A 24,951-nucleotide genomic window follows, 5' to 3' on the forward strand; every position below is an offset into this window, starting at 1 on the left:
GTAAAACAGGGAAGATGGCAGCTGGAAACGGGCGCTACCAGCCTACCGAGAACATGGTTTCCAGATCATGGCGCGAATGCACCTGCATGGCGTTGAGGGTTTCGGTATCGCTGATACCTTCCACGGCATTCAGCCGCTCGGTCACCAGCTCTGCCAGACTTTCAAAGTCTCGTGTACGGGCAATGGCGATCAGGTCGTAGCGACCGCAAGTAGAGTAGACTTCACTGATGCCCTCAACGTCGGCCAGACGTTCAGCTACCGATTTCACCTGGCCTTTTTCGGTATTGATCAGTATGACGGCATTTTGCATGGAAAGAGCCTCGCCTGTTGTTGAAAAACGTAGTGTTGAATGAAACACGGTATTGAATAGGATGCATTGTTGAGTAAAAGCTTGGTCGCAGTATACAGGGCAACGGCTTAGTTCGCAGTAAAGAGAAAACAGCGCCCCCGCCAATACGATACCCATGCCTTACGTGGCGAATTGTCGCTGACGGGTAAGCTTATTCGCACTCTGTCAGCGCATCCGCTAAGATAACTGTGAACTCCGTTAGGCAGGTTCTGTCGGAGTCTAGTAGAGGTGGAAAACCACCCTTTAGAGTGACTAAACGTCAGACCGTGACGATAAGGAGAAATCATGGCCAATCAAAGCCGTCGTGACTTCATGCGTAATACAATGCTCGGCCTTGCGGCACTACCGCTGGGTGCTGGCATTCTTTCCAAAACCGCTTTTGCTCAGGATCTGCCACGTCTTGATCCGTCCGCAACGAATGCACAAGCGCTGAACTACGTAGAAGACGCCAGCGATGCCAGCGACCACCCCGCCTACGAAGAAGGCGAGGTTTGTGATAACTGCATGTTCTACACGGCCGATAATCAAGGTTGTCAGCTGTTCCCGCAGAACAGTGTTGAGCCGAATGGCTGGTGCCAGTCCTGGACAGCTGCTGCTTAAGCAAACCCTGTTCCATCACCATGATGCAAAGGCCCGCTTTCAGCGGGCTTTTTATTGCCTAAAGTTGAGTAGCGACTCGCATTCCCTGCTCAATGGCACGCTTGGCATCCAGCTCGGCCGCTTCATCCGCCCCGCCAATAATATGCACCTTGGTGCCCACCTGTTCCAAAGGCATCAGCAGGTCACGGACGGATTCCTGTCCGGCACACACAATAATGTTATCGACCGCCAGTACCAGCGGCTCTTCGTTGTGAAGAAGATGTAGGCCTTGATCGTCAATCCTGAGGTATTCACAACCGGCAAGCATTTTGACCCCATGCTGCTTTAACGAAGCACGATGGACCCAGCCAGTGGTTTTACCCAGATTCTTGCCGGGCTTGGATGTCTTGCGCTGCAACATCACTACCTCACGGGCGCTTTCCGGGTGCTGCGCGGCTTTCAAACCACCGGGCTGTTTGACCTCAAGGTCCACGCCCCACTCGTCACACCAGGCGTCAATATCCAGCGCGGTTGGCAGCTGGTTAACCAGCAGTTCTGCCACATCAAAACCGATACCACCTGAACCGATCACGGCAACTTTCTTGCCCACTCGCTGCGGCTGGCTGATCGCCTCGGCATAGGACAACACGCTGGGATGCTCAGCACCGGGAAGGTCCAGCCCGCGTGGGCGTACGCCAGTGGCCAGAACCACTTCGTCAAATGCCGATAGGGCTTCTACATCAGCCGCCGTATTGAGACGCACGTCTACCTCGTGTTTTTCCAGCATGACGCGGAAATAACGCAGAGTTTCATCAAACTCTTCCTTGCCCGGAATCTTGCGGGCATAGTTGAACTGACCGCCCAGCTCACTCTGACGCTCAAACAGCACAACCTGATGGCCGCATTGGGCCGCTGTGACGGCAGTGGCAAGCCCAGCTGGCCCACCCCCTACAACTGCAATGCGTTTAGCAACGTCAGCAGGTGCCAGAACAATTTGCGTTTCGTGGCAGGCACGGGGATTGACCAGACAAGACGTCAATTTGCCTGCAAAGGTGTGGTCAAGGCAGGCCTGATTACAGGCAATACAGGTATTGATTTCATCGGCAAGCCCCTTTTGAGCTTTGCTCACCCATTCCGGGTCGGCGAGAAACGGGCGCGCCATGGAAACCATGTCAGCATGATGGTCGGCCAGCACCTGTTCGGCCACGTCCGGCATATTGATCCGGTTCGTGGTGATCAGCGGTAAGGCGACTTCGCTGCGCAGCCGCTGCGTGACCCGTGTGAAGGCAGCCCGTGGCACACTGGTGACAATGGTCGGCACCCTGGCTTCATGCCAGCCAATACCGGTATTCAGCGCATCCGCTCCCGCTGCTTCGATGGCCTTGGCCAACGCGATGACTTCCTCCTGGCTACTGCCGTCTTCAACCAGATCAATCATCGACAGGCGGAAAATCACCGCAAAAGATGCACCCACCGCTTCACGCACACGGCGTACAATTTCAATCGCAAAGCGCGTACGGTTTTCAAAACTCCCGCCCCACTGATCGTCACGCTGATTGGTGCGCTGGCAGATAAACTGATTGATCAGATACCCTTCCGAGCCCATGATCTCAACGCCATCGTAACCTGCCTGTTGGGCCAAACGGGCACAGCGCACATAGTCGGCGATCTGCTGCTCAACCTCATCGCTTTCCAACGCTCGCGGGGCGAACATGTTAATCGGCGCCTGAATGGCAGAGGGTGCCACCAGATCAGGTGAGTAGGCATAACGCCCTGCGTGCAGAATCTGCATGCAAAGATACCCGCCTGCGGCGTGAACCGCCTCTACCACCTGGCGATGCTCTGCCAGCTGAGACTCGTCTGTGAGTGCATTGGCTCCCTGAAACACCGCCCCTTCCGGATTGGGTGCAATACCCCCGGTAACAATCAAGCCCACGCCTGCGCGCGCACGTTCCGCGTAGAAATGCGCCAGCCGGGCAAAGCCGTCTGGCGTTTCTTCCAGATTGGTATGCATCGAGCCCATCAGAATGCGGTTAGGCAACGCCAAAGGGCCAAGCTGTAGCTGCTGAAACAGGTGTGGGTAAGCAGTCATCGGGCTTCCTCGTTCAAACAGATGTTATTTTTTGTGCTCATTCAAACAAGCGTATGACATTGTGCCAGCAAGGTACACCCCGAATCGACCAATGGCTCAAACACTCTTCTCAAACACTCTTCTCAAATACACTTCTCAAACACTCTTCTTATAAACAGGCGTGATACGCTATGCTGCTTTAATTGTATAGACACTCCTAATGACACAAGTGATGCCATGAGCACGTTGCCACCCCTCTACCAACAGATTCAACAACACCTGCTCAACAAAATCCAAGGCGGCGAATGGCCGGCGCATCACCAGATTCCGCCTGAGGAACAGCTGGCTCGTGATTTTGGCGTCAGCCGTATGACCGCGAACAAAGCGATTCGTGATCTCGTACAAAAAGGCTACCTAACGCGCCAGCCAGGGCTCGGTACCTTTGTAACAGATCGCAAGGCAGAGTCGTCACTGGTCGAGGTGTATAACATTGCTGATGAAGTCCGCCTCAGGGGGCACCGTTACAGTAACCGCGTACTGGTCTGCGACGCTATCGAAGCCGATGATGAAGTCGCTTTGCGCTTAGGCGTGCGCCTGGGTAGCCGTGTATTTCAGACATTGCTTGTGCATTTAGAAGACAACACGCCTATTCAGCTTGAAAACCGCTATGTGAATCCCCGCTGGGTACCCGACTATTTAAAAAGTGACTTCGCGCTGCACACGCCTAACGAAGTGTTAGTAGCCGCCTGCCCGATTACTGACGTTGAGCACATTGTTGAAGCCGTGCTGGTTGATCAGCAAACCGCCGATTGGCTGGCTATCGATACCGTGACCCCCTGCCTGAGCATGATCCGGCGTACCTGGTCAGGCGAGCAGCTCATCAGCTATGCCCGCTTACTGCACCCAGGCGACCGCTACAAGCTGCGCTCCTCGGTGCATCGCCAAGCGTCGTGAGGCTTGTACTTTATAAGTCACCCCTACCCGCCCAAAATGTATATACATATAAGCATTAAACTCCTAACAAGCGATTTTAATATTTAGACATTAGTCTACCCCAATTATGCCGCACTCCCTCCAGCACCCCTTTTTAAATCTTTTAAGTTAATGATTTTAAAGGATTTAAATGCAATACCACATATTTGCTCTTTTTTCCTTTAGTGCAATTTGTCATTCGACATCTTGACGAACCCGCTTGGATTGACCTTAATTGTATATACATTAAGTCATTCACAGCCGCCTAGAAAGGAGTTCCTCATGTCGAATGCAGCGGATCGTCGTCTGTGGCGCAACATCAGCGTCTTCGATGGCCTGCGGACATTGCCCGACCGCATGGCCGTTATCACCGAGGGAGCACATATTATCTCCTTGTCGCCCATGGCTGAGTTCAACGAGCAACTCGCCAATGGCTGCACAGACATGGGCAGCGGTGGCGTGATGACACCGGGGCTGGTGGATTGCCACACCCACCTTGTCTTTGGCGGGTCTCGGGCTGAAGAATTTGAAGCGCGGCTTGAAGGGGCTAGCTATGAGGAAATCGCTAAACGGGGAGGCGGCATTCTCAGCACCGTTCGCGCCACCCGCGAAGCCAGTGAAGATGAACTGCTAACGCTGGCCAAGCCGCGCTTAGAAGCCCTGATTGCCGACGGCGTTACCACCGTAGAGATTAAGTCTGGCTACGGACTCACCGTCAACGATGAACTCAAGATGCTACGCGTTGCGCGGCGTCTCGGCGATATACTGCCAGTAAAAGTAGTCACTACGCTGCTGGGTGCCCATGCCCTTCCCCCGGAATACAAGGATGACAGCGACGGCTACATCGAGCTTGTCTGCCAGGAGATGATCCCCGCCGCAGTGGCCGAAGGGCTGGCCGATGCCGTTGATGTGTTCTGCGAAAAGATTGCCTTCTCGGTGGAACAGTGCGAGCGCGTATTTGAAGCGGCCAAGGCCTATGGTTTGCCGATTAAGGCTCATGCCGAGCAGCTCTCCAACCTGGGCGGAACGGCCATGGCCGCTCGCCACGGTGCGCTATCTGCTGACCATATTGAATACCTGGATGACGCCGGCATTGCTGCCATGCGTGAGGCAGGTAGCGTGGCGGTAATATTGCCTGGCGCTTTTCATACCTTACGGGAAACGCAACAACCGCCTATCGCTGCCCTGCGCAATGCAGGTGTGCCTATGGCATTGGCGACCGACGCCAACCCTGGTAGCTCCCCCCTCTTTATGCCCACATTAATGCTCAACCTGGCCTGCACGCTCTTCCGCCTGACACCCCAGGAAGCGCTGGCAGGCATGACGTCCCACGGGGCAACCGCCTTAGGGCTGGCAGGTAAAGGGCGCATCCACGAAGGCGCAGAAGCCGATATCTGCGTATGGGATATCGATGCGCCCGCCGAGCTCGCTTACGCCGTACAGCCTGGGCGCCTTCGCCAGCGGTTGTTCCAAGGAGCGCTTACCCATGGCTATTAACCGTAACGCCAATGACGAAAAAATCGACATGTCGCTCTGGACGGGACGGACAGACCCTGAACCGGGCAGTGAACGCTGGCATCAGAAGATCCAGCCGCTCAGCCAGACATCATCGCCGGGCTGTGCATTATTAGGTTTTGAAAGCGACGCCGGTGTTGCCAGAAACCAGGGCCGAATTGGTGCTGCAAAAGGCCCAGTGGCACTGCGTAAAGCACTGGCGCCGCTGGCATGGCATCGCGCTGGCCCCGCCTATGATGCAGGAAATGTGCGCTGCGAAGGCGATGCCTTAGAAACGGCCCAACAGGCTCTCGCTGATCAAGTATCGGCGCTGCTTAAGGCTGAGCACTTCCCCATTGTGCTGGGTGGTGGTCATGAAGTGGCCTACGGCAGTTGGCTGGGGCTTGCCCAGCACCTCGCGGACAACGACGAAAAGGCCCCGCGCATCGGCATCATCAACTTTGATGCCCACTTCGATCTGCGCGACCCCTGCCACGTGCGTTCTTCCGGTACGCCTTTCGCGCAAATTGCTGATCAATGTGCCCAACGCGGCTGGCCATTTCGCTACGCCTGTTTAGGCATCAGCCGCGCCGCCAATACCCGCGCACTGTTTAATCGTGCCGCACAACTCGGCGTCACGGTTCGTGAAGACCGGGACTTTCATCCGGCCAACCTGCCCAGGCTTCAGCGCGATTTAGAGCGTTTTATCGCACGTTGTGACCACCTCTATTTAACCATCGACCTGGACGCACTGCCCGCCGCCGAGGCCCCCGGTGTCAGCGCCCCGGCAGCAAGGGGGATCACACTGTCAATGATCGAACCCTTGATCGAGGTGATTCGCGACAGCGGCAAGCTCCGTTTAGCCGATCTCGCCGAGCTCAATCCTGACCATGACATTGATAACCGCACCGCCCGTGCGGCAGCCCGGCTCGTTTTTCAATTAGCGCTCGACACCTAGCGCTCGAATTCGTTGATCCATCTATCACTCGTCTTTTAATAACAAACCGATGACTCAAGAGGAGTTTCGCCATGTCCACTAACGACAAACGCCACGATACATCCCGTCAGATTGCTGCCCCCACCGGCAGTGAACTGAGCTGCAAAAGCTGGCTGACCGAAGCCCCGCTGCGCATGCTGATGAATAACCTCCACCCTGACGTGGCTGAACGTCCTGAGGATCTCGTGGTGTATGGCGGTATTGGCCGCGCTGCGCGTGACTGGGAGTGCTACGACAAAATTGTCGAGACGCTCCAACGCCTGGAAGACACGCAAACCTTGCTGGTGCAATCCGGCAAACCGGTAGGCGTCTTTGAAACCCATAAAGACGCCCCGCGCGTACTCATTGCCAACTCCAACCTGGTGCCCGCCTGGGCCAACTGGGAGCACTTCAACGAGCTGGATCGCAAAGGCCTGATGATGTATGGCCAGATGACCGCAGGCTCATGGATTTACATTGGCTCTCAAGGCATTGTTCAAGGCACCTACGAAACCTTTGTGGAAGCGGGTCGCCAACATTTCGACGGTGACCTGACTGGCCGCTGGGTTCTCACCGCGGGCCTGGGTGGTATGGGGGGCGCTCAGCCGCTCGCCGCTACCCTGGCGGGTGCCTGCTCACTCAACATCGAGTGCCAGCAAACCAGCATCGACTTCCGCCTGCGCACGCGTTACCTGGACGAGCAAGCAGACGATCTCGACGATGCATTAGCGCGCATCGAACGCTATACCGCCGAAGGCAAAGCCGTCTCGATTGGCCTGTGTGCGAACGCCGCCGATGTATTGCCTGAGCTGGTGAAGCGTGGCGTGAAGCCCGATATGGTGACTGACCAAACCAGCGCCCACGACCCGCTACATGGCTACCTGCCAGCAGGTTGGACCTGGGAAGAGTACGTCAGCCGTGGAAAATCCGAGCCACAAGCGACCGTCAAAGCGGCCAAGCAATCCATGGCAGTGCATGTTCAGGCCATGCTCGACTTCCAGAAAATGGGCGTGCCGACCTTTGATTACGGCAACAACATTCGTCAGATGGCTCAGGAAGAAGGAGTTGAGAACGCCTTCGACTTTCCAGGCTTTGTACCCGCCTATATTCGCCCCTTATTCTGCCAGGGGATTGGCCCCTTCCGCTGGGCAGCGCTATCAGGCGACCCGGAAGATATTTACAAGACCGATCAGAAAGTTAAAGAACTGATCCCTGACGACCCACACCTGCACAACTGGCTGGATATGGCCCGCGAACGCATCAGTTTCCAAGGCCTTCCCGCGCGCATCTGCTGGGTGGGTCTGAAAGATCGCGCTCGCCTTGGCCAGGCCTTCAACGAGATGGTCAAAAACGGTGAGCTGAAAGCCCCGGTGGTGATTGGCCGTGATCACCTGGACTCAGGCTCCGTGGCAAGCCCCAACCGTGAAACCGAATCCATGCTGGATGGCTCGGACGCCGTCTCCGACTGGCCGCTGCTGAATGCGCTACTCAACACCGCCGGGGGAGCGACCTGGGTGTCGCTGCACCACGGTGGCGGTGTCGGCATGGGCTATTCCCAACACTCCGGCGTGGTTATCGTCGCCGACGGCACCGACGATGCCCACGCACGACTCGGCCGCGTGCTGCGTAACGACCCAGGTACTGGCGTTATGCGCCACGCAGACGCAGGCTACGACATTGCTAAAGAATCTGCCCGTGAAAACGGCCTCGATTTGCCGATGCTGAACCGCTAGATATCCAACAACGACAAGGAGTACCACTAATGCCCCATCTTGATATTCAGCCCGGCAAAATGACCCTGGCGCAGGCGCGCCAGGTCTTTCAATCACCGGTCACGGTTAGCCTGCCAAGCAGTGCCAACGCAGCAATTCAAAAAAGTGTCGATTGCGTCAACCGTGTGGTCGACGAAAACCGCACGGTCTACGGCATTAACACCGGGTTTGGGCTGCTGGCGCAAACACGTATTGCCGATGAAGACCTGGAAGCACTGCAGCGCTCGCTGGTACTTTCCCATGCCACCGGTGTAGGCGCTGCCATGGATGACAGCCTGGTCAGACTCATCATGGTGCTTAAAGTGAATAGTCTGGCACGCGGGTTTTCCGGTATTCGTCGCGAAGTCCTGGATGCGCTGCTCGCACTGATCAACGCCGAGGTTTACCCGCATATTCCGCTCAAAGGGTCTGTGGGTGCGTCAGGTGATCTTGCGCCGCTGGCCCACATGAGTGTGGTGCTGATTGGCGAAGGCAAAGCACGCCACAAAGGTGAGTGGCTCAGTGCCGAAGAAGCGCTAAAAGTCGCCGGTCTTAGCCCCATTGCGCTGGCTCCCAAAGAGGGTTTGGCGCTGCTTAACGGCACCCAGGTGTCCACCGCTTACGCACTGCGCGGCCTGTTTGATGCCGAAGATCTCTTCGCCGCCGCCACGGTTTGCGGCTCTCTCACGGTTGAGGCCACGTTAGGTTCACGCTCACCGTTCGATGCGCGTATTCATGAGGCGCGAGGTCAGCGCGGCCAGATAGACGCAGCCGCCGCTTATCGGCATCTGCTTGGCGAAACTAGCGACATTGGCGACTCCCACGCCAACTGCGATCGAGTGCAAGACCCTTACTCGCTGCGCTGCCAGCCACAGGTGATGGGCGCTGCGTTGACGCAGATTCGTCATGTTGCCGAGGTGTTGGCTACGGAAATCAACGCTGTCTCCGACAATCCCTTAGTTTTTACTGACAGAGTGTTTGTGGATGGCGATGACATTATCTCCGGCGGCAACTTCCACGCCGAACCGGTCGCCATGGCGGCTGATAACTTAGCCCTGGCGATTGCCGAAATCGGCGCGCTGGCGGAAAGACGCATCTCCTTGATGATGGACAAGCACATGTCCCAGCTGCCGCCCTTCCTGGTTGAAAAAGGCGGCGTCAACTCTGGATTTATGATCGCTCAGGTAACGGCGGCTGCCCTTGCCAGTGAAAACAAAGCCCTCGCACACCCCCATAGCGTGGATAGCCTGCCCACCTCCGCCAACCAGGAAGATCATGTTTCCATGGCACCGGCGGCGGGCAAGCGGTTATGGGAAATGGCCGATAACGTGCGTGGCATTCTGGCGATTGAATGGCTAAGCGCCTGCCAGGGGCTCGATATGCGACACGGTTTGAATACCACTGAAGCGTTGGAAAAAGCCAAGCAGTTGCTGCGTGAGCATGTCACTCATTACGATCAGGACCGCTTCTTTGCCCCAGACATCGAAGCCGCCAGCAACCTGTTGGCAGCCAGAACGCTGAGCCACCTGCTTCGGCCTGGCACCTTGCCAAGCCAGCGTTAAATCACCCTGGCCTTCCCGCTACCCATGGTGGCGGGAAGGTACCGCCTACAATTCCAACGACAAGAGTAGCGACTCATGAATGCTATCGTTTTGGCCATCCTCGTTATGGTCAGTCTTAGTCTTGCCCGCGTTTCCGTTGTCTTTGCCTTAATTGTCGCCACATTGGTCGGCGGGCTTTATTCAGGCATGCCTATCAATGCCATTCTCGATGCCTTTAACGACGGCCTTGGCAACGGTGCCACCGTGGCCCTGGCCTATGCTGTGCTGGGGGCCTTTGCTGTCGCGCTCTCCCGTTCGGGCATTACCGAAGTGATGGCAGACCGCGCTATTCGCCGCTTTCATGTGGATGATTCGGGCAGCAGTCGCCGCACCGTGACCTATATCCTTCTGGCCGCTCTGCTCGCTGCTGCGGTTAGTTCCCAGAACCTGATTCCGGTGCACATTGCCTTCATCCCGGTACTGGTACCGCCACTGCTCAAGTTGATGAACCACCTCCAGCTCGACCGCCGACTCGTCGCCTGTGTGATTACTTTCGGTATTACCGCCCCCTACATGTTATTGCCGGTAGGATTTGGCGCTATCTTTCTCAACGATATTCTGCTCACCAACCTGAATGAAAGCGGTGCCGAGTTCGGGCTGGAAATCACCCGTGGCATGGTGCCCATGGCCATGGTGATTCCTATCGGTGGTATGGCCTTGGGTCTTGTGGTTGCGGTGCTATTCAGCTACCGCAAAGGCCGAAACTACCAGGACCGCGACCTCGCCAAAGGCGATGAAACCCCAGCCCAAGCGGCCCAGCACCTGAAAGGCTGGCAAAAAGCCGTGCTGGCAATCGCGCTGGTAGGCACCGTCGCGGTACAGCTCTACACCGGCTCAATGGTCTTAGGCGGTATCTTTGGCTTTGCCCTGCTCTCGTTAAGCGGCGTCTTCCGCTGGCATGAGCAAGACGGCATCTTCACTGAAGGCATGCGTATGATGGCCCTGGTCGGGTTTATTATGATTACCGCGGCGGGCTTCGCCAGCGTGATGCAGGCCAGCGGTGAAGTAGAAGCACTGGTCAGCAGTTCCACAGACATCATTGGTGATAATAAAGGACTGGCGGCGCTGATTATGCTGCTCGTGGGCCTGTTTATTACCATGGGTATCGGCTCATCGTTCTCGACAATTCCCATCATTGCATCACTGTACGTCCCGCTTGCACTGAATTTTGGCTTTTCTCCACTCGCCACCGTGGCGCTGGTAGGGACTGCCGCGGCACTGGGTGATGCTGGCTCACCTGCGTCGGATTCCACGCTTGGCCCAACCGCTGGTCTCAATGCCGACGGCCAGCACGACCATATCTGGGACAGCGTTGTGCCGACCTTCCTGCACTACAATATCCCGCTGATTGCCTTTGGATGGGTCGCGGCCATGATTTTGTAAGCCATGATCTTGTAAACAGTGCAATCCAAACGGATCACTATGGTCCAGTGAGTCTTTATCCAGCCAAGCTTATCCCAACCAACTTTCGCCCAGCCGAGTTAATCGCGCTGGGCTTTTTGCGTTTTCCTCTTGTCGTTTGTTTCTATCCACGTCACATTAGCCAGCTAATAATAGTGGGGACATTTTTTCATGCGACTGATTTACTTTCTGCCGCCGCTGGCCACGGTATTGATCTGGTCAGGCAACATGACCATCAACCAGCTTACGGTTGGCAGTATTGCACCGAGTAGTATTGCCTTTCTGCGCTGGTTGCTGGCTTTGCTGATCATGACGCCTTTTGTGCTGCCTGCGGCCTGGCGTCATCGTGATGAAATTCGTCAACAGTGGCCAAAACTTGCCTTGCTGGGCATGCTGGGAATGGGCTTATGGCAAGGGCTGGCTTACCTTGCGGCAGAGACAACGTCGGCCACTAACATGGGCATTCTGGCTGCGATGGTCCCCCTGCTAACCGTGCTGCTCAGCGCTCTGATACTGCGTGAACCACCCACATTCGGTGGTATTGTCGGCGGTGTGCTGGCCTTTTTTGGTGTGACGGTACTGCTCGGGCAAGGCAACCCCTTGTCATTACTACAACTCCAGGTGTCACCGGGAGATGCGCTGATGGTGGTGGCAGCTACCTGCTATGCCATGTATGGCGTCATGCTCAAACGCTGGCAGATGAAACTGCCGCCCTGGGTGATGCTGTATGGCCAGGTGTGCTTTGCCGTTTTGATATTGCTCCCCCCTTATTTGCTGGGGCCAATGACACCGGTAGACAGCCATAATATCTGGCTGATTGCCTACGCAGGCATTCCGGCATCAATCATCACCACCTTCCTGTGGATGCGGGCGGTACGTCAGATCGGAGCCAATCAGGCGAGCATCTTTATCAACCTGATGCCGCTGTTCAGTGCCATCATTGCCATGATCTTTCTCGGCGAACGACTGGCCATCTTCCACGTTATCGGTGGTCTGCTGATTCTCTGCGGTGTCATCATGGCACAGACGTTCACCCTGCCATTCAGACAAACGCTGGCACAGCGAAAGGCAGAGCGCTCTCAACAGTAACGCAACAAAAATGGTAAGATAGCGTCATATTTTTTTGACTTTCGAGAACCGGAACGCCATGTCTCTAGATGACCTGCACTTAAATACACGCAATTTAACCTCTGAGGATTATCCTCAGCTCAAAGCACTGATGGATGCGGTTTACCACGATATCGGTGGTGCCTGGCCCAAACATACGATCGACAAGCTGATTCACGAATTCCCGGATGGGCAGATCGCCATTGAAGATGGCGGCATTATCGTCGGGGTGGCCTTGACGGTGCAGGTAGATTACGACGAGTTCTCTAACCCGCATAAGTACGACGACCTGATTGGTCACCGTGAAGTCATTCTGAATGATGCCGACGGCGATGCGATGTATGGACTGGATGTTTTGATTCATCCTGATTATCGCGGTTACCGCCTGGGCCGCCGTTTGTATGAAGCGCGCAAGGAACTCTGCCGCTCCCTTAACATGCGGGCGATTTTGGCGGGCGGGCGTATCCCCGAGTATCACCAGCATTCAGATGAAATGGGCCCTACCGAATATATTGACAAGGTATCTCGCAAGGAGCTCTACGATCCGATTCTGTCTTTCCAGCTGGCCAATGACTTCCAGGTCAAGCGCCTGTTACGCAAGTACCTGCCGGAAGACGAACAGTCGAAGGGTTACGCGACCCTGCTCGAATGGAACAACATTCTTTTTGAGCCTGCTGCCAACATTCTGGATACGCGCCCGACTCAGGTTCGCGTTGGCGCCGTGCAATGGCAAATGCGTGAATTTTCGTCGGTAGAAGCCGCCCTGCAGCAGATTGAATACTTTGTCGATGCGCTTTCGGATTACCAGAGTGACTTCGCGGTCTTTCCCGAACTGTTCAATGCCCCCTTAATGGGCCTGCAGGACCGCGCCGCCCAGCAGGATCAGATGGCGGCCATACGCTTTCTTGCCAGCTTTACTGAACAGTTCAAAACCGAGCTTTCGCGGATGGCGGTGTCCTACAATATCAATATTGTCGGCGGCTCGATGATTGAGGTCGGCGAAGATGACCGACTCTACAACATCGCCTATCTGTTTCATCGCGATGGTACGGTTGAACGCCAAGCCAAGCTGCACATCACACCTCAAGAGCGGCGTGACTGGGTAATTGAAGGCGGTGATGATCTGCAGGTTTTCGAGACCGACGCGGGTCGCGTGGGCATCATGATCTGTTATGACGTGGAATTTCCGGAACTGTGTCGCCTGCTGGCCGATCAGGACATGGATATTCTGTTTGTCCCCTTCTGGACCGACACCAAAAACGGTTATCTGCGTGTACGGCACTGTTCGCAGGCGCGTGCCATTGAAAACGAGTGTTATGTAGTGCTGTGTGGCAGCGTCGGCAACCTGCCGTCAATCGAAAATCTGGATATCCAGTACGCCCAGTCAGCGGTTTTCTCGCCCTCTGACTTTGCCTTCCCTCACGATGCGGTGCTGGCCGAAACCACGCCAAATACCGAGATGATCTTTTTCTCGGATCTGGATTTGACGCGCTTGACCGTACTGCGTGCCGAAGGCTCGGTGACCAACCTCAAAGACCGCCGCAAGGATCTGTTTGATCTGCGCTGGAGAGACTGGTCCTGGAAATCCGGTGCCAACCTGGAAGAATAAGCGGAAAAACAAGCGAAAGAATAAACCCATAACGTCGCCTACTATGAACTTGGCCCATAGACCCAGGCGGCGTTATGTTTTAAAGCGCAGGTCAGGGTATGTTGACGCTTCAGTCAGGCCAGACAAGATGAGCCGGAACACGCCCTTTCTGATCAAACATCACCCCTTCGTCACGCAATTTCTGATATTGGCGTTCTGCGCCAGCGTGGTCCGCTAGCTTCAGTGAAGCCGCAATCACTCGATGCCAGGGCAGTTGATGCCCCTTGGGCAAATGACGCATCGCCGAGCCTACCATGCGCGGTGTGGCACCCTCGGTCATCGCCGCCACGCGCCCATACGTGGTTACCCGTCCGGCAGGAATCTGATCAACGATGGTATAAATCTGTTCAAGCAGTTCAGGGCGCGGCATGCCTATCCCTCACGAATTCAGGCGTTTGATCAACGGCTTGAAGAACGTCTTTCAACGCCTTAAAGCGGCTCTTAGTGTAGCGGAACGTTTCTGTCGTTTCATGCGACCAGTTTCATACGACTGGTTCCATAAGGCCGGTTACGCCCCTGCCAGCAGGCAGATATATCTACAGACTTAGGGTAGCTTAAGTAAGGGATTGCAAAACAGCTTCGCCCTTAGTATAAGAAACATATTAATGAATGTTTCTGCTTACCTTTTGTGATCACCACAGGTCTGCGCCCATGCCCCTTCGTTGGCTAAGTCCGACCCGATCATCTCGCCGTTTTCCTGCCGCTGATTGGCAAACTGCCCGTCAGCGCGTTGCGTTACTGTACTCACTTGATGACGAAGAGGCTGAACAGCTGGGTCAGCGTGCCTGGCAGTTTTTGGCGCAAAAACGCATTACCTTCCATCCTCAGCTACAGGACGTTGCTTTCGACCAACCAGCGTATCTGGTACTGGCAGGTCAGGCCTGCCTGATAACGCTGGGATGGAGCAACTTCGAGCATATGGATGCCTTTTCGAACCTTCATGAAATCGTACTGTTGCCCGACGGCTTTACCCGTCAGGTAGAAGAAATGGATGAGTATGGCGTTGTGCATGCATATACCGACGAGCGTGCTGGTGAGACGTCTTACCAGGGGCCGGTGGTACTTTCCTTTACCGACCTGATGGAAAGCGGTGACTTCAACGGCTATAACGTCTTGATCCATGAACTTGCCCACAAGCTGGATATGGGCAACGCCATTGATATTGATGGCTTCCCTCCCTTGCCTAAGAGCATTACCCCTGCTGAGTGGCATGGTATATTCTCTGCCGTATGGAATGATCTGCAATACCGCCTTCAACATGGCCAACCTACCCCCATTGATGACTATGCAGCCAGTCATCCCGGCGAATGTTTTGCTGTCTGCTGCGAAGCCTTTTTCTGTGCGCCCGCGATTCTCGCAGACGCCTATCCGAACCTTTATGGGTTACTCTGTCGTTACTTCAATCAGAAGCCGCTCTCGCGTTTTCATCGTTAGGGTCTGTTGACGTTTCATTCACGGCCGCGCTGGTGTCAGTTTTTATTCGGGGCAAGGCAGGAGGAGAGACGTTTGGTAACTCCAAATGAACGACGACTAACGCCGCAGCGGATAAAAACTGACCCAGCCCTTCGGGTTGCGCTTCAAAATGCACCATACTGCGTTGCGGAACTTGATAAGGGAACCACCCTTAACGGCGTTCCGCGCCTTGTCTGGCACATTTTGATGCAGCAACGCGGTTCGTGATGAAACGTCAACAGACCCTAATCTTTGCAGGAGAATCATCATGCGCATTGGCATTATCCCCATGACAATGGGGCTGGGCTTGCTTGCCGGTTGCACCGGCATTCCTTCCGGCACCCAGGCCATTACCGGCTTCGAGTTGGATCGCTACCTTGGCCAATGGTATGAAATCGCCCGTCTGGACCACTCGTTTGAACGCGGGTTGGAGTGTGTAACGGCCAATTACAGCCTGCGTGACGACGGCGGTGTCCGCGTGATCAATCGGGGTTATAACGCTGAAGAACAAGCCTGGGATGAAGCCGAAGGCCGCGCCTATTTTATTGAAGAACAAAACGTAGGTCGCTTAAAGGTCAGTTTCTTTGGTCCTTTCTATGGCGGCTACAATATCCTGGCGCTTGATGCAGATTACCAATGGGCATTGGTATCCGGACCCAATCGAGATTATCTATGGATACTTTCGCGCTCACCGCAAATGGATGAAGCCACCGAAAACCGTCTACGCCAACGTGCCGCCGAACTGGACTTCCCCACCGATGAATTAATCGACGTGGCACAGGGTGAGAGCTGCCCTCGCTAGGGCTTGTTAACGTTCAATAACAACCAGACATTAAGGAATTATCATGACCCAGCGTATTGCGGTGATTGCCGGTGATGGCATCGGCACTGAAGTCATGCCTGAAGGCTTGCGGGCACTTGAAGCCGCCGCACAAAAATTCTCGCTTGAGCTGGATTTCCAGACCTTTGAATTTGGCAGCTGCGATTACTATTTGGCCCACGGCAAGATGCTGCCGGATGACTGGTTCGAGCAGCTCAAGGACTTTGATGCGCTGTTTTATGGCGCCGTCGGCTGGCCAGACAGCGTGCCGGATCATATCTCGCTGTGGGGTTCCTTATTGCAGTTCCGGCGCCGTTTTGATCAATACATCAATCTGCGCCCCTGTAAGCTGATGCCAGGCATCAAAAGTCCGCTTTCCGGGCGATCCCCCGGGGATATCGACTTTTACGTGGTCAGAGAAAACACCGAAGGCGAGTATTCCAGCGTTGGCGGCAAAATGTTTGAAGGCACTGACCGCGAAGTCGTCATTCAGGAGACGGTGATGACCCGCACCGGCGTGGATCGCGTGCTCAAATACGCCTTTGAACTGGCTCAATCGCGTCCGCGTAAAAAGCTCACTTCGGCCACCAAATCCAACGGCATTTCCATCACCATGCCCTACTGGGATGAACGGGTGGAAATCATGTCACATGACTACCCCGAGGTTGCTGTGGACAAGTTTCATATTGATATTCTCACCGCCAACTTCGTCCTCCACCCGGACTGGTTTGACGTGGTGGTAGGCAGCAACCTGTTCGGCGATATTCTCTCCGATCTCGGTCCCGCCTGCACCGGCACCATTGGCATTGCGCCCTCGGCCAACATCAACCCGCAAGGCAACTTTCCCAGCCTATTCGAACCGGTACACGGCAGTGCACCGGATATTGCGGGCAAAGGCATTGCCAACCCGATTGGCCAGATATGGTCGGGCGCCATGATGCTGGAGCATCTGGGCCATCAAGCCGCCGCTGATGCCATTGTCAAGGCTATCGAAGGCGTACTTGAGGAAGGTGATCCTGCTATTGTGACACCGGATATCGGCGGCAAAGGTACGACCCAGACGTTAGGTAAGGCGATTACAGACCGCATTAATGGATTACCTGCCTGATGACGGATTATCATGTGTGTTGATATTTAGCTAACCTGCTTGATGCTTTAGACGCGCATCCGCAATGATTATCCGACTAATCAAATACACATTAAAAGGCAAAATTGAGGACGCTATGGAAAACAATACGCAAGAACAACTTCGTGATCTGATAGAACCGCTTTACCGCGCCAAATTCTGGATGCAACTCACCGGTGTGATGCTGATTATATCTGGATTATTAACCGCTATTTCCATTATCGGCATCATAGTGGCGTGGATTCCTATCTGGGCTGGTTGGGTTCTGATGCAGGCCGCCGGCGCTGCCGGACGTGTTTATGACAGTGGCGATGCACGAGAAATGAAGTTTACCTTGGGTAAGCTTAAAACCTACTTCACTATCTTTGGTGTGTTAATTTTGATCTATCTGGCAATAGCCATAGCAGGAATGTTGTTTGGGGCTGTTGGAATGATGGGTATGATGGGCGGTTAAGAAAGACATTAGGGTCTTTTGACGATACAAACGCTTCCCCTGATCAGGAGAAGCGTTCGCCAATCTTACATAAGTTAACCGGCCAGTTTTGCTGCTGTTTGAGCGACCAGATTGCCCTGGAAGCGGGCAATTTTCAGTTCGCTTTCATCTGGCTGACGCGAACCATCGGCACCCGCCAATGTGGCAGCCCCATAAGGCGTATTGCCACTGACTCTGGAAATATCAAACTGGTCTTCCACACCATAGCCGATCGGCACAATGATCATGCCGTGGTGGGCAAGCGTCGTCCAGGTAGAGGTAATGGTCTGCTCATCACCGCCGCCGGTACCGGTTGAAGTAAAGACACTGGCAACCTTGCCGCGTAGCGCGCCGCTGGCCCACAGCCCGCCCGTCTGGTCCAGAAAGGTACGCATCTGACCTGCCATGTTGCCAAACCGAGTCGGCGTGCCAAAAATGATCGCATCGTAATCCGCCAATTCATCGGGTGTCGCCTCTGGCGTTGTCATGTCGTGTTTACCGCCCGCGTTTTTGAAGGCTTCCGCTGGCATGGTTTCCGGCACACGCTTGACCGTTACTTCCACACCATCAATCTCTTTTGCGCCTTCGGCAACCGCCTGCGCCATGGTGTCGATATGTCCGTACATGGAATAATAAAGCACCAGTACCTTAGTCATGTTGCAGCTCCTTAAATGTCATTTGTGAGCGCATAATCAATGCGTTATGTGATGACATCAGAATAGCGCCGCGCCGCGCGGATAAAAGCGAATGTTTTCGACTCACTCAGTCGAATTGATTAATTGTTTCACCTGCGCACCGGCTTTTTCATTGCTTCGACCTCTCTTCTTGTGCCTAACAGCCAAACGGGTAATGGTAATGACCAAAATAATACCCAGGAATGCCGCATGCTAACTGAATGGCTTGACTGGACGCTTGAAGGGGCACCGGCATCGCGCCGCAGCGGCCCGTTAGCGTCTGGCACTTATACGCTTCACGCTCCGGGCATTCTGGAGCTTACCCCAGAGACGCTAGCTCCCAATGCCCACGCCTGTGTCTTTTCTGCGGCGATTCACGGCAACGAAACCGCACCGGTTGAACTGATCGGCGAATTACTGGCACAGATTGAAGCCGGAGTGATGTCTCTTGGCGCACCGTTATTGGTGATTCTTGGCAACCTTCCCGCACTGCGTCAGTCAGAGCGATTTGTTTCCACTAACCTCAATCGCCTGTTTGAACGCGGCATGAACCTTAGCGGTGATGAACCGGCTCGGGCTCGGGAATTGATGAGCCAGATTGATGCGTTTTATCAGCGCCATGCCCACTTGCCTGCGCTGCACTATGATCTGCACACTGCCATCCGCGAAAGCCTCTACCCACGCTTTGCAGTTGAGCCATTTGCTGCATCACCCACGTCACAGGAGCAGTGGGTGTGGCTGGCGGGTGCTGATATGCAGGCGATTTTGCACCAGCATCAACACAGCTGGACGTTTTCGCACTACAGCAAGCACTACCATGGCGCTCAGGCATTCACCTTTGAGCTGGGGCGCGTTGCGCCGTTTGGTGCCAATGACCTTACCTCGCTTAAGCCCATGCTGGCTCTGCTTGCCTCGCTTGCTGGTGGGCAGAAGCCAGTGTCAGCCCCCGCCGATCAAATGGTCTATTTTCAAGTTCAGCAGGAGATCATGCGTCAAGGTAATGACTTTGCCCTGTGCTTTGACAATGACATTCCCAACTTTACGGCGTTTCCGCCAGGCACCCTGCTGGCTGAAGATGGCCCTCACGCTGTCAAGGTCGGCGAACAGCCCCTGCACGTGGTATTCCCCAACGCCAATGTGGAAATCGGTGCCAGGGCCGCCTTGTTGGTTGCCCCTGTGCCTGCCGATTAAATTCAAGAATTCGATGTCGCAGATCAATATACGTTAACAACCATAAAAACAACCTGATTACCGCCAGCAACAACCCAGTGAAACGCGTTTTAACCGTTTTCACTAATGTCAGATATAATAATGCTATTCATCATCATGATGTCGTCATACTGCCACGTTGCTGCGGCAACCCCTGTACTGGAGTCAAAAAGATGGCCGCAACGCCCATCCCACTGGAAGTACGCAATATCACCAAGCGCTTCGGCGACACGGAAGTGCTGAAAGGTCTTTCACTGCAAGCTCATAAGGGCGATGTCATCACCCTGATTGGCGCTTCAGGATCGGGGAAAAGCACGTTTCTGCGCTGCATGAATCTGCTTGAGCAGCCCAATGAAGGTGACCTGATCGTTCACGGTGAAGAAATCATCTTCAAGACAACCAAACATGGCCGCGAGCCTGCCGACTGGCGTCAGGTGGTCAACATGCGCGCCAAACTGTCCATGGTGTTTCAGAGCTTTAATCTCTGGGCCCACATGACCCTGCTGGAAAACATCATCGAAGCGCCGATTCATGTGCTGAAAAAACCCAAAGCGGAAGCGATCGAGCATGCTTATGCCTTGCTGGAGCGTGTTGGCCTGTCGCATCGCGCGGATGCCTATCCGGCTCAGATGTCGGGCGGGCAACAGCAGCGCGGCGCCATCGCCCGTGCGCTGGCCATGGACCCTGAAGTGATGCTGTTTGACGAACCGACGTCAGCGCTTGACCCGGAGCTGGTGGGTGATGTCCTCAAGGTAATGCACGACCTTGCCGAGGAAGGTCGCACCATGGTCGTGGTGACCCATGAAATGAGCTTTGCCCGAGACGTCTCAAGCCAGGTCATCTACTTGCATGAAGGCCGTGTGGAAGAAGCCGGCCCGCCTGCCGATGTGCTCGATAACCCGCAGTCACCGCGCCTGAAACAATTTTTGGCACCCAACTATTGATATCCAGCTGCCGATGGCATTGAGGCAGCCATGCCTTGAGCCACTGCAGGCTACGATATCAAAAAGCGAGGTTTATCATGATTGATCTCCATGACTACGGCCCACGCCTGCTCGAAGGCGCAGGTGTCACCTTGTCATTGGCATTACTTTCCCTGTTGGTGGCCATTTTTCTGGGTTTAATCACCGCCACAGCAAAAATGTCACGCAGCTGGTTAGCGCACCGTACCGCCACTGTCTACACCACGGTTATACGCGGCGTGCCCGATCTTGTGCTGATGATGCTGCTTTTCTTTGGCGGACAGATCGGTGTCAACGTGGTGACAGACTGGCTTTACTATCAGTTCGATATTGATATTTTCATCAATATCAACGAGTTTGTCGCCGGCGTTGTCACGATTGGGCTGATCTTTGGCGCTTACATGGGCGAAACCTTCCGCGGCGCTTTTATGGCGGTTGATAATGGTCAGGTCGAAGCCGGTAAAGCCTATGGCATGAGCAGTGCATTGGTATTTCGCCGCATTCGTTTTCCACAGATGATGCGCCACGCACTGCCTGGGCTTTCCAATAACTGGATGGTACTGCTCAAGACAACTGCACTGGTTTCTGTGATCGGCCTTTCCGACATGGTGAGAATTGCTGCAGAGGCATCAAAGGCAACGCAAGAACCTTTCACCTTCATGATTACGGTGGCACTGATTTATCTGCTGATTGCCAGCGCCTCCGAATGGATGTTCGCGCGCCTTCAAAAACACTATGACATTGGCTACGGGGAGGCTGACTAATGGAGGCTCTGATGAATCAGCTAGAAGCGCTGCTGGCCGACAACAGTATCTTCACGCTGCAAACCCTCTCTTATTACGCCGATGGTTTGACCGTTACCGTTCAGCTGGTGTTTCTCTCATTACTGATTGGCCTTGTGCTGGCCGTTCCCCTGGCCATTGGCCGCAGTTCTAAACGGGGCTGGATCAAGTGGCCGATTTTTGCCTACACCTATGTGTTTCGCGGTACGCCCTTGCTGATCCAGCTTTACCTGATCTACTACGGTGTAGTATTTGTGGACGGCATTCAGGACACCTGGCTGTGGGTAATTCTTGAAGATCCGTTCATGCCTGCCCTGATCGCGTTCACACTGAACACGGCGGCCTATACGACAGAAATTTTCCGTGGAGCCATCAAATCCACCTCCAAAGGTGAGATTGAAGCGGCACGCGCTTATGGTATGTCCACCAATCTGATGCTCAGACGGATCGTACTGCCGAGCGCTTTTCGGCGCGCACTGCCCGCTTACGGCAACGAAGTCATTTTCATGCTGCATGCCAGCGCCATTGCCAGCGTGGTGACCATCATGGATCTAACCGGAGCGGCTCGTTTTGTTTATGCGCGTTTTTACGCCCCTTTCGATGCCTTCCTGTTTGTGGCAGCCATTTATCTATGCCTGACCTTTGCGATTCTGTACTTTTTCCGCTACCTAGAGAAAAAATTGCTGGCACATTTACAGCCAATGTCGTGAAAAATCGTCTCATGGGCTGCTTTGTCAACAAAGGCCATATAACGGATGTCACCGGGCTGAAACAACAGGGCTGAAACAACAGGGCTGAAACAACAGGGATGAAACGACAGACTTGAAACAAACGTTGGTTCAAGCGTTGATGCGTCTTTTTGCTTTAACGCCTGACTGGGTTAAGTTAGACAAGAACCTTTAGCTAGCCTGATTACCAGATACCCTGATTACCAGATACCTGATTAATAGATGTTCCGGTTAACAGGTATCCTGATTCATATTGGAGAACCACAATGAAAAAAATGTTAACGCTTTCTCTGCTTGGACTTGCCGTTGCAGCAATAAGCGCTCAAGCACGCGATTACGAAGAGATCCGTATCGGCGTCGATGTTCCTTACGAGCCAATGGAATACCGCACTCCCGAAGGCGAACTCACCGGCTTTGATATCGACCTGGGTAATGCGCTGTGTGCCGAAATCGGCATTCAGTGCGAATGGGTCGTACAGGGTTGGGACGGCATTATTCCCGGCCTGTTGGCGCGTAAATATGATGCGATCATGTCGTCAATGACCATCAATGAGCAGCGTCGTGAACAGGTGCTTTTCTCTGAGCCCTATATCACACCGCCTTCGGCCTGGTTTGCGCCGTCCAGCAGCGAACTTGCCGATACAACCGAGACAACGCTGGCAGACATGACCATTGGCGTTCAGCGCGGTACTTTGCAGGATAACTATGTCACCGACATGTACGGCGACGTTGCCGACATCAACCGCTACTCGACTGCCGATGACATGGTGCTGGATATGGAAGCCCAGCGACTGGACATCGTCTTCCTTGATTTTCCAGTGGGTCAATCCACATTGCTGAAAAGCGACAACCGCGACTACAAGGTCGTGGGTCAAATGATCACTGAACCGAAGGAGTACTTCGGAGAAGGCTTCGGCATTGCCTTCCGTCAGCGCGATGAAGCACTGGCTGAGCAGTTTAACGAAGCATTATCCACGCTTCAGGAAAACGGCACCTACGAAGAAATCCATACGCGTTACTTCGGCGAATAATAACGCTGCACAAGACAGGCTCGACGTTTAAAACCTCAAAACCTCTCCAGTATTTCAGGAGAGGTTTTTTTATGATCACCTGCTGGGTAACTCAGGATTAAAAAAAGCGTTAATGTTCGAATGTCATATGCGGCACTGGCGCGTCCGGTAAAAGCGATGCGCAGGCTTGTGTTTTCACCATCAACTCGCGGTGAGTGTCAGCGAGAAGATTGATATGCCCAAGCTTGCGCCCTGCCCGTTCGTCCTTGCCATAGCGATGCAAATGCGCATTCGGCAAACGTAACACGCTGATATTGTCAGCTTCGCGCCCGATCACATTGATCATGCAGGTGGGGGCCAGGGAGCTGGTCTCACCTAACGGCAGCCCCTGAATCGCGCGCAAATGGTTTTCGAACTGGCTGGTAATCGCACCGTTCATGGTCCAATGGCCGGAATTATGTACCCTAGGCGCCATTTCATTGGCCAGAAGGCGGCCGTCACTCGTCTGAAAAAGCTCAAGCGTCAGCACACCCACATAGTCAAGTTCATCCAACAGCGCATGAATGTAGCGGTCAGCCGTCTCCTGCACGCTAGCCTGTAGGTCAGGCAATGGCGCTACCGAATAACGCAGAATGCCATCGACATGTTGATTTTCAGCCATCGGATAAGATTTGACGCTGCCGTCCTGTCCGCGCACAGCAATCATCGATACTTCGCGAACGAAATCCACGAAAGCCTCAACAATCAGCTTGGAATGACCAATATCCGACCATGCGCTGGCGGCCTGTTCCGGCTGCTTGATGACAGCCTGGCCTTTGCCGTCGTACCCTTCGGTAACCGATTTCGCTACAACCGGGCATCCCAGTTCGCGCGCGGCTTCCTCTAGCTGCTGTGCACTTTCCACCACGCGATAGACCGGCGTGGGAATATCCAGACGATCAAACAACGCCTTCTCTTCCACCCGGTTCTGGCATATCTCAATCGCACGACTGCCAGGGTAAACCGGTTTGTGCTTTTCGATTTCCCTCACCAACGTAACCGGCAGATGCTCAAACTCATACGTCACCACATCGACCTTTTCCAGAAAATCCGCAAGATGCTGATTATCAGGGTCAATGATAACGTCGCCGATACCGGCACTCGGATGGCCGGTGGTATCCAGAAACGTAAAACGGTTGCCCAACGGATAACCGGCTAGCGCCAGCATCTGCCCTAGCTGCCCGGCCCCCAGAATGCCAATATTCATGTTGTTGCTCCTGTTTCTTACGGACGAGGGTCGGGGTTATCCAACACGGCCTGAGTCTGTTCGGCGCGAAAATGCTCGACGGCTTCGCGGACGCCAGGGTCTTGCAGCCCGACAATCTGTGCGGCAAGAAGCCCCGCATTGGTGGCACCCGCTTTACCGATCGCCAGGGTCCCCACCGCAATTCCGCCCGGCATCTGAGCAATTGAGAGCAGGGAATCCAGGCCTTTCAGGGATTTCGATTCCACTGGCACGCCTAGCACTGGCAAAGGCGTCTGGGAAGCGACCATGCCCGGCAAATGGGCAGCGCCCCCTGCGCCGGCAACAATCACCTGAAGACCGCGCTCAGCGGCGCCTTTCGCATACTCGAACAGCAGGTCAGGCGTGCGATGAGCGGATACCACGCGGGTTTCGTAATCAACGCCAAGCTTTTCCAACATCAGCACGGCATGTTCCATCACCGGCCAGTCTGATTTGGACCCCATGATTACCCCAACGCGGGGTGCGCCTTTCGCTGCCATGTT

At 54.6% G+C, this 24,951-nt stretch carries 24 protein-coding genes; 18 read left to right on the forward strand and 6 right to left on the reverse strand.

The annotated features are described in order from the left end of the window. Positions 1–34: 34 nt before the first annotated feature. Complete coding sequence (locus tag ACU6TU_RS11480) at positions 35–310, reverse strand: Lrp/AsnC family transcriptional regulator (protein WP_447141539.1); 276 nt, start codon at positions 308–310, stop codon at positions 35–37. A 324-nt stretch (positions 311–634) separates the two neighbouring features. Between ACU6TU_RS11480 and ACU6TU_RS11485 the strand changes: the two genes are divergently transcribed. Further along, complete coding sequence (locus ACU6TU_RS11485) at positions 635–949, forward strand: high-potential iron-sulfur protein (protein WP_447141540.1); 315 nt, start codon at positions 635–637, stop codon at positions 947–949. Positions 950–1,007: 58 nt separating this feature from the next. Here ACU6TU_RS11485 and ACU6TU_RS11490 read toward each other — a convergent pair whose 3' ends face one another. Further along, positions 1,008–3,020, reverse strand: a complete 2,013-nt coding sequence (locus tag ACU6TU_RS11490) for an oxidoreductase (protein WP_447141541.1) — start codon at positions 3,018–3,020, stop codon at positions 1,008–1,010. Positions 3,021–3,236: 216 nt separating this feature from the next. On the opposite strand from ACU6TU_RS11490, the gene hutC reads away from it, so the two are divergent. The 8 genes from hutC to ACU6TU_RS11530 all read left to right on the forward strand — a co-directional run bounded on the left by hutC (position 3,237) and on the right by ACU6TU_RS11530 (position 13,910). After that, the gene (hutC, locus tag ACU6TU_RS11495; RefSeq protein WP_447141542.1) at positions 3,237–3,953 is read left to right on the forward strand and encodes a histidine utilization repressor; all 717 of its coding nucleotides are present in this window, start codon (positions 3,237–3,239) and stop codon (positions 3,951–3,953) included. A gap of 300 nt (positions 3,954–4,253) precedes the next feature. Next, entirely contained in the window at positions 4,254–5,468 is a 1,215-nt protein-coding gene (gene hutI / locus ACU6TU_RS11500; protein ID WP_447141543.1) for an imidazolonepropionase, read from the forward strand. Continuing rightward, positions 5,458–6,423, forward strand: a complete 966-nt coding sequence (gene hutG, locus ACU6TU_RS11505) for a formimidoylglutamase (protein ID WP_447141544.1) — start codon at positions 5,458–5,460, stop codon at positions 6,421–6,423. Before hutI ends, hutG begins: the two co-directional genes overlap by 11 nt. Before the next feature lie 71 nt (positions 6,424–6,494). Next, positions 6,495–8,174: a urocanate hydratase gene (gene hutU, locus ACU6TU_RS11510; RefSeq protein WP_447141545.1), complete on the forward strand. Its 1,680-nt coding sequence runs from the start codon at positions 6,495–6,497 to the stop codon at positions 8,172–8,174. A 29-nt stretch (positions 8,175–8,203) separates the two neighbouring features. Then, complete coding sequence (hutH, locus tag ACU6TU_RS11515) at positions 8,204–9,754, forward strand: histidine ammonia-lyase (protein WP_447141546.1); 1,551 nt, start codon at positions 8,204–8,206, stop codon at positions 9,752–9,754. 75 nt (positions 9,755–9,829) lie between these two features. Continuing rightward, positions 9,830–11,176, forward strand: coding sequence for a Na+/H+ antiporter family protein (locus ACU6TU_RS11520; protein ID WP_447141547.1), 1,347 nt, complete (start codon positions 9,830–9,832; stop codon positions 11,174–11,176). A 189-nt stretch (positions 11,177–11,365) separates the two neighbouring features. Then, positions 11,366–12,283 carry a DMT family transporter gene (locus ACU6TU_RS11525; RefSeq protein ID WP_447141548.1) on the forward strand — a complete coding sequence of 306 codons (918 nt, stop codon included), beginning with the start codon at positions 11,366–11,368 and terminating at the stop codon, positions 12,281–12,283. A gap of 58 nt (positions 12,284–12,341) precedes the next feature. After that, on the forward strand, positions 12,342–13,910 hold the full coding sequence (locus ACU6TU_RS11530) for a GNAT family N-acetyltransferase (protein WP_447141549.1): 1,569 nt from the start codon (positions 12,342–12,344) through the stop codon (positions 13,908–13,910). A 109-nt stretch (positions 13,911–14,019) separates the two neighbouring features. On the opposite strand, the gene ACU6TU_RS11535 is transcribed toward ACU6TU_RS11530, so the two are convergent. Next, a complete protein-coding gene (locus ACU6TU_RS11535; RefSeq protein WP_447141550.1) occupies positions 14,020–14,319 on the reverse strand; it encodes an MGMT family protein in 300 nt (99 codons plus the stop codon). Positions 14,320–14,600: 281 nt separating this feature from the next. Between ACU6TU_RS11535 and ACU6TU_RS11540 the strand changes: the two genes are divergently transcribed. The 4 genes from ACU6TU_RS11540 (at position 14,601) to ACU6TU_RS11555 (ending at position 17,801) form a co-directional block, all read left to right on the forward strand. Then, a complete protein-coding gene (locus ACU6TU_RS11540; protein ID WP_447141551.1) occupies positions 14,601–15,383 on the forward strand; it encodes a M90 family metallopeptidase in 783 nt (260 codons plus the stop codon). Positions 15,384–15,669: 286 nt separating this feature from the next. After that, the gene (locus ACU6TU_RS11545; protein ID WP_447141552.1) at positions 15,670–16,203 is read left to right on the forward strand and encodes a lipocalin family protein; all 534 of its coding nucleotides are present in this window, start codon (positions 15,670–15,672) and stop codon (positions 16,201–16,203) included. Positions 16,204–16,246: 43 nt separating this feature from the next. Next, positions 16,247–17,329 (forward strand): tartrate dehydrogenase, encoded by a 1,083-nt coding sequence (locus tag ACU6TU_RS11550; protein ID WP_447141553.1) that lies wholly within the window; start codon positions 16,247–16,249, stop codon positions 17,327–17,329. Between the two features lie 115 nt (positions 17,330–17,444). Further along, entirely contained in the window at positions 17,445–17,801 is a 357-nt protein-coding gene (locus ACU6TU_RS11555) for a DUF5362 family protein (RefSeq protein WP_447141554.1), read from the forward strand. Between the two features lie 74 nt (positions 17,802–17,875). Here ACU6TU_RS11555 and wrbA read toward each other — a convergent pair whose 3' ends face one another. After that, on the reverse strand, positions 17,876–18,475 hold the full coding sequence (gene wrbA, locus ACU6TU_RS11560; RefSeq protein ID WP_447141555.1) for an NAD(P)H:quinone oxidoreductase: 600 nt from the start codon (positions 18,473–18,475) through the stop codon (positions 17,876–17,878). A gap of 228 nt (positions 18,476–18,703) precedes the next feature. Between wrbA and ACU6TU_RS11565 the strand changes: the two genes are divergently transcribed. The 5 genes from ACU6TU_RS11565 to ACU6TU_RS11585 all read left to right on the forward strand — a co-directional run bounded on the left by ACU6TU_RS11565 (position 18,704) and on the right by ACU6TU_RS11585 (position 23,205). Beyond that, positions 18,704–19,684, forward strand: a complete 981-nt coding sequence (locus ACU6TU_RS11565) for a succinylglutamate desuccinylase (RefSeq protein ID WP_447141556.1) — start codon at positions 18,704–18,706, stop codon at positions 19,682–19,684. 191 nt (positions 19,685–19,875) lie between these two features. Beyond that, positions 19,876–20,646, forward strand: a complete 771-nt coding sequence (locus ACU6TU_RS11570) for an ABC transporter ATP-binding protein (RefSeq protein WP_447141557.1) — start codon at positions 19,876–19,878, stop codon at positions 20,644–20,646. A gap of 77 nt (positions 20,647–20,723) precedes the next feature. Beyond that, a complete protein-coding gene (locus ACU6TU_RS11575) occupies positions 20,724–21,428 on the forward strand; it encodes an ABC transporter permease (protein ID WP_447141558.1) in 705 nt (234 codons plus the stop codon). Continuing rightward, a complete protein-coding gene (locus tag ACU6TU_RS11580) occupies positions 21,428–22,156 on the forward strand; it encodes an ABC transporter permease (protein ID WP_447141559.1) in 729 nt (242 codons plus the stop codon). Before ACU6TU_RS11575 ends, ACU6TU_RS11580 begins: the two co-directional genes overlap by 1 nt. A gap of 284 nt (positions 22,157–22,440) precedes the next feature. Further along, positions 22,441–23,205, forward strand: coding sequence for a transporter substrate-binding domain-containing protein (locus ACU6TU_RS11585; RefSeq protein ID WP_447141560.1), 765 nt, complete (start codon positions 22,441–22,443; stop codon positions 23,203–23,205). Positions 23,206–23,314: 109 nt separating this feature from the next. On the opposite strand, the gene ACU6TU_RS11590 is transcribed toward ACU6TU_RS11585, so the two are convergent. Together ACU6TU_RS11590 and purE are read right to left on the reverse strand one after the other, a co-directional pair. Next, a complete protein-coding gene (locus tag ACU6TU_RS11590; protein ID WP_447141561.1) occupies positions 23,315–24,430 on the reverse strand; it encodes a 5-(carboxyamino)imidazole ribonucleotide synthase in 1,116 nt (371 codons plus the stop codon). Between the two features lie 17 nt (positions 24,431–24,447). Beyond that, positions 24,448–24,948 carry a 5-(carboxyamino)imidazole ribonucleotide mutase gene (gene purE, locus ACU6TU_RS11595; RefSeq protein WP_447141562.1) on the reverse strand — a complete coding sequence of 167 codons (501 nt, stop codon included), beginning with the start codon at positions 24,946–24,948 and terminating at the stop codon, positions 24,448–24,450. Between the last annotated feature and the right edge of the window lie 3 nt (positions 24,949–24,951).

Source organism: Halomonas sp. LS-001, assembly GCF_052983955.1.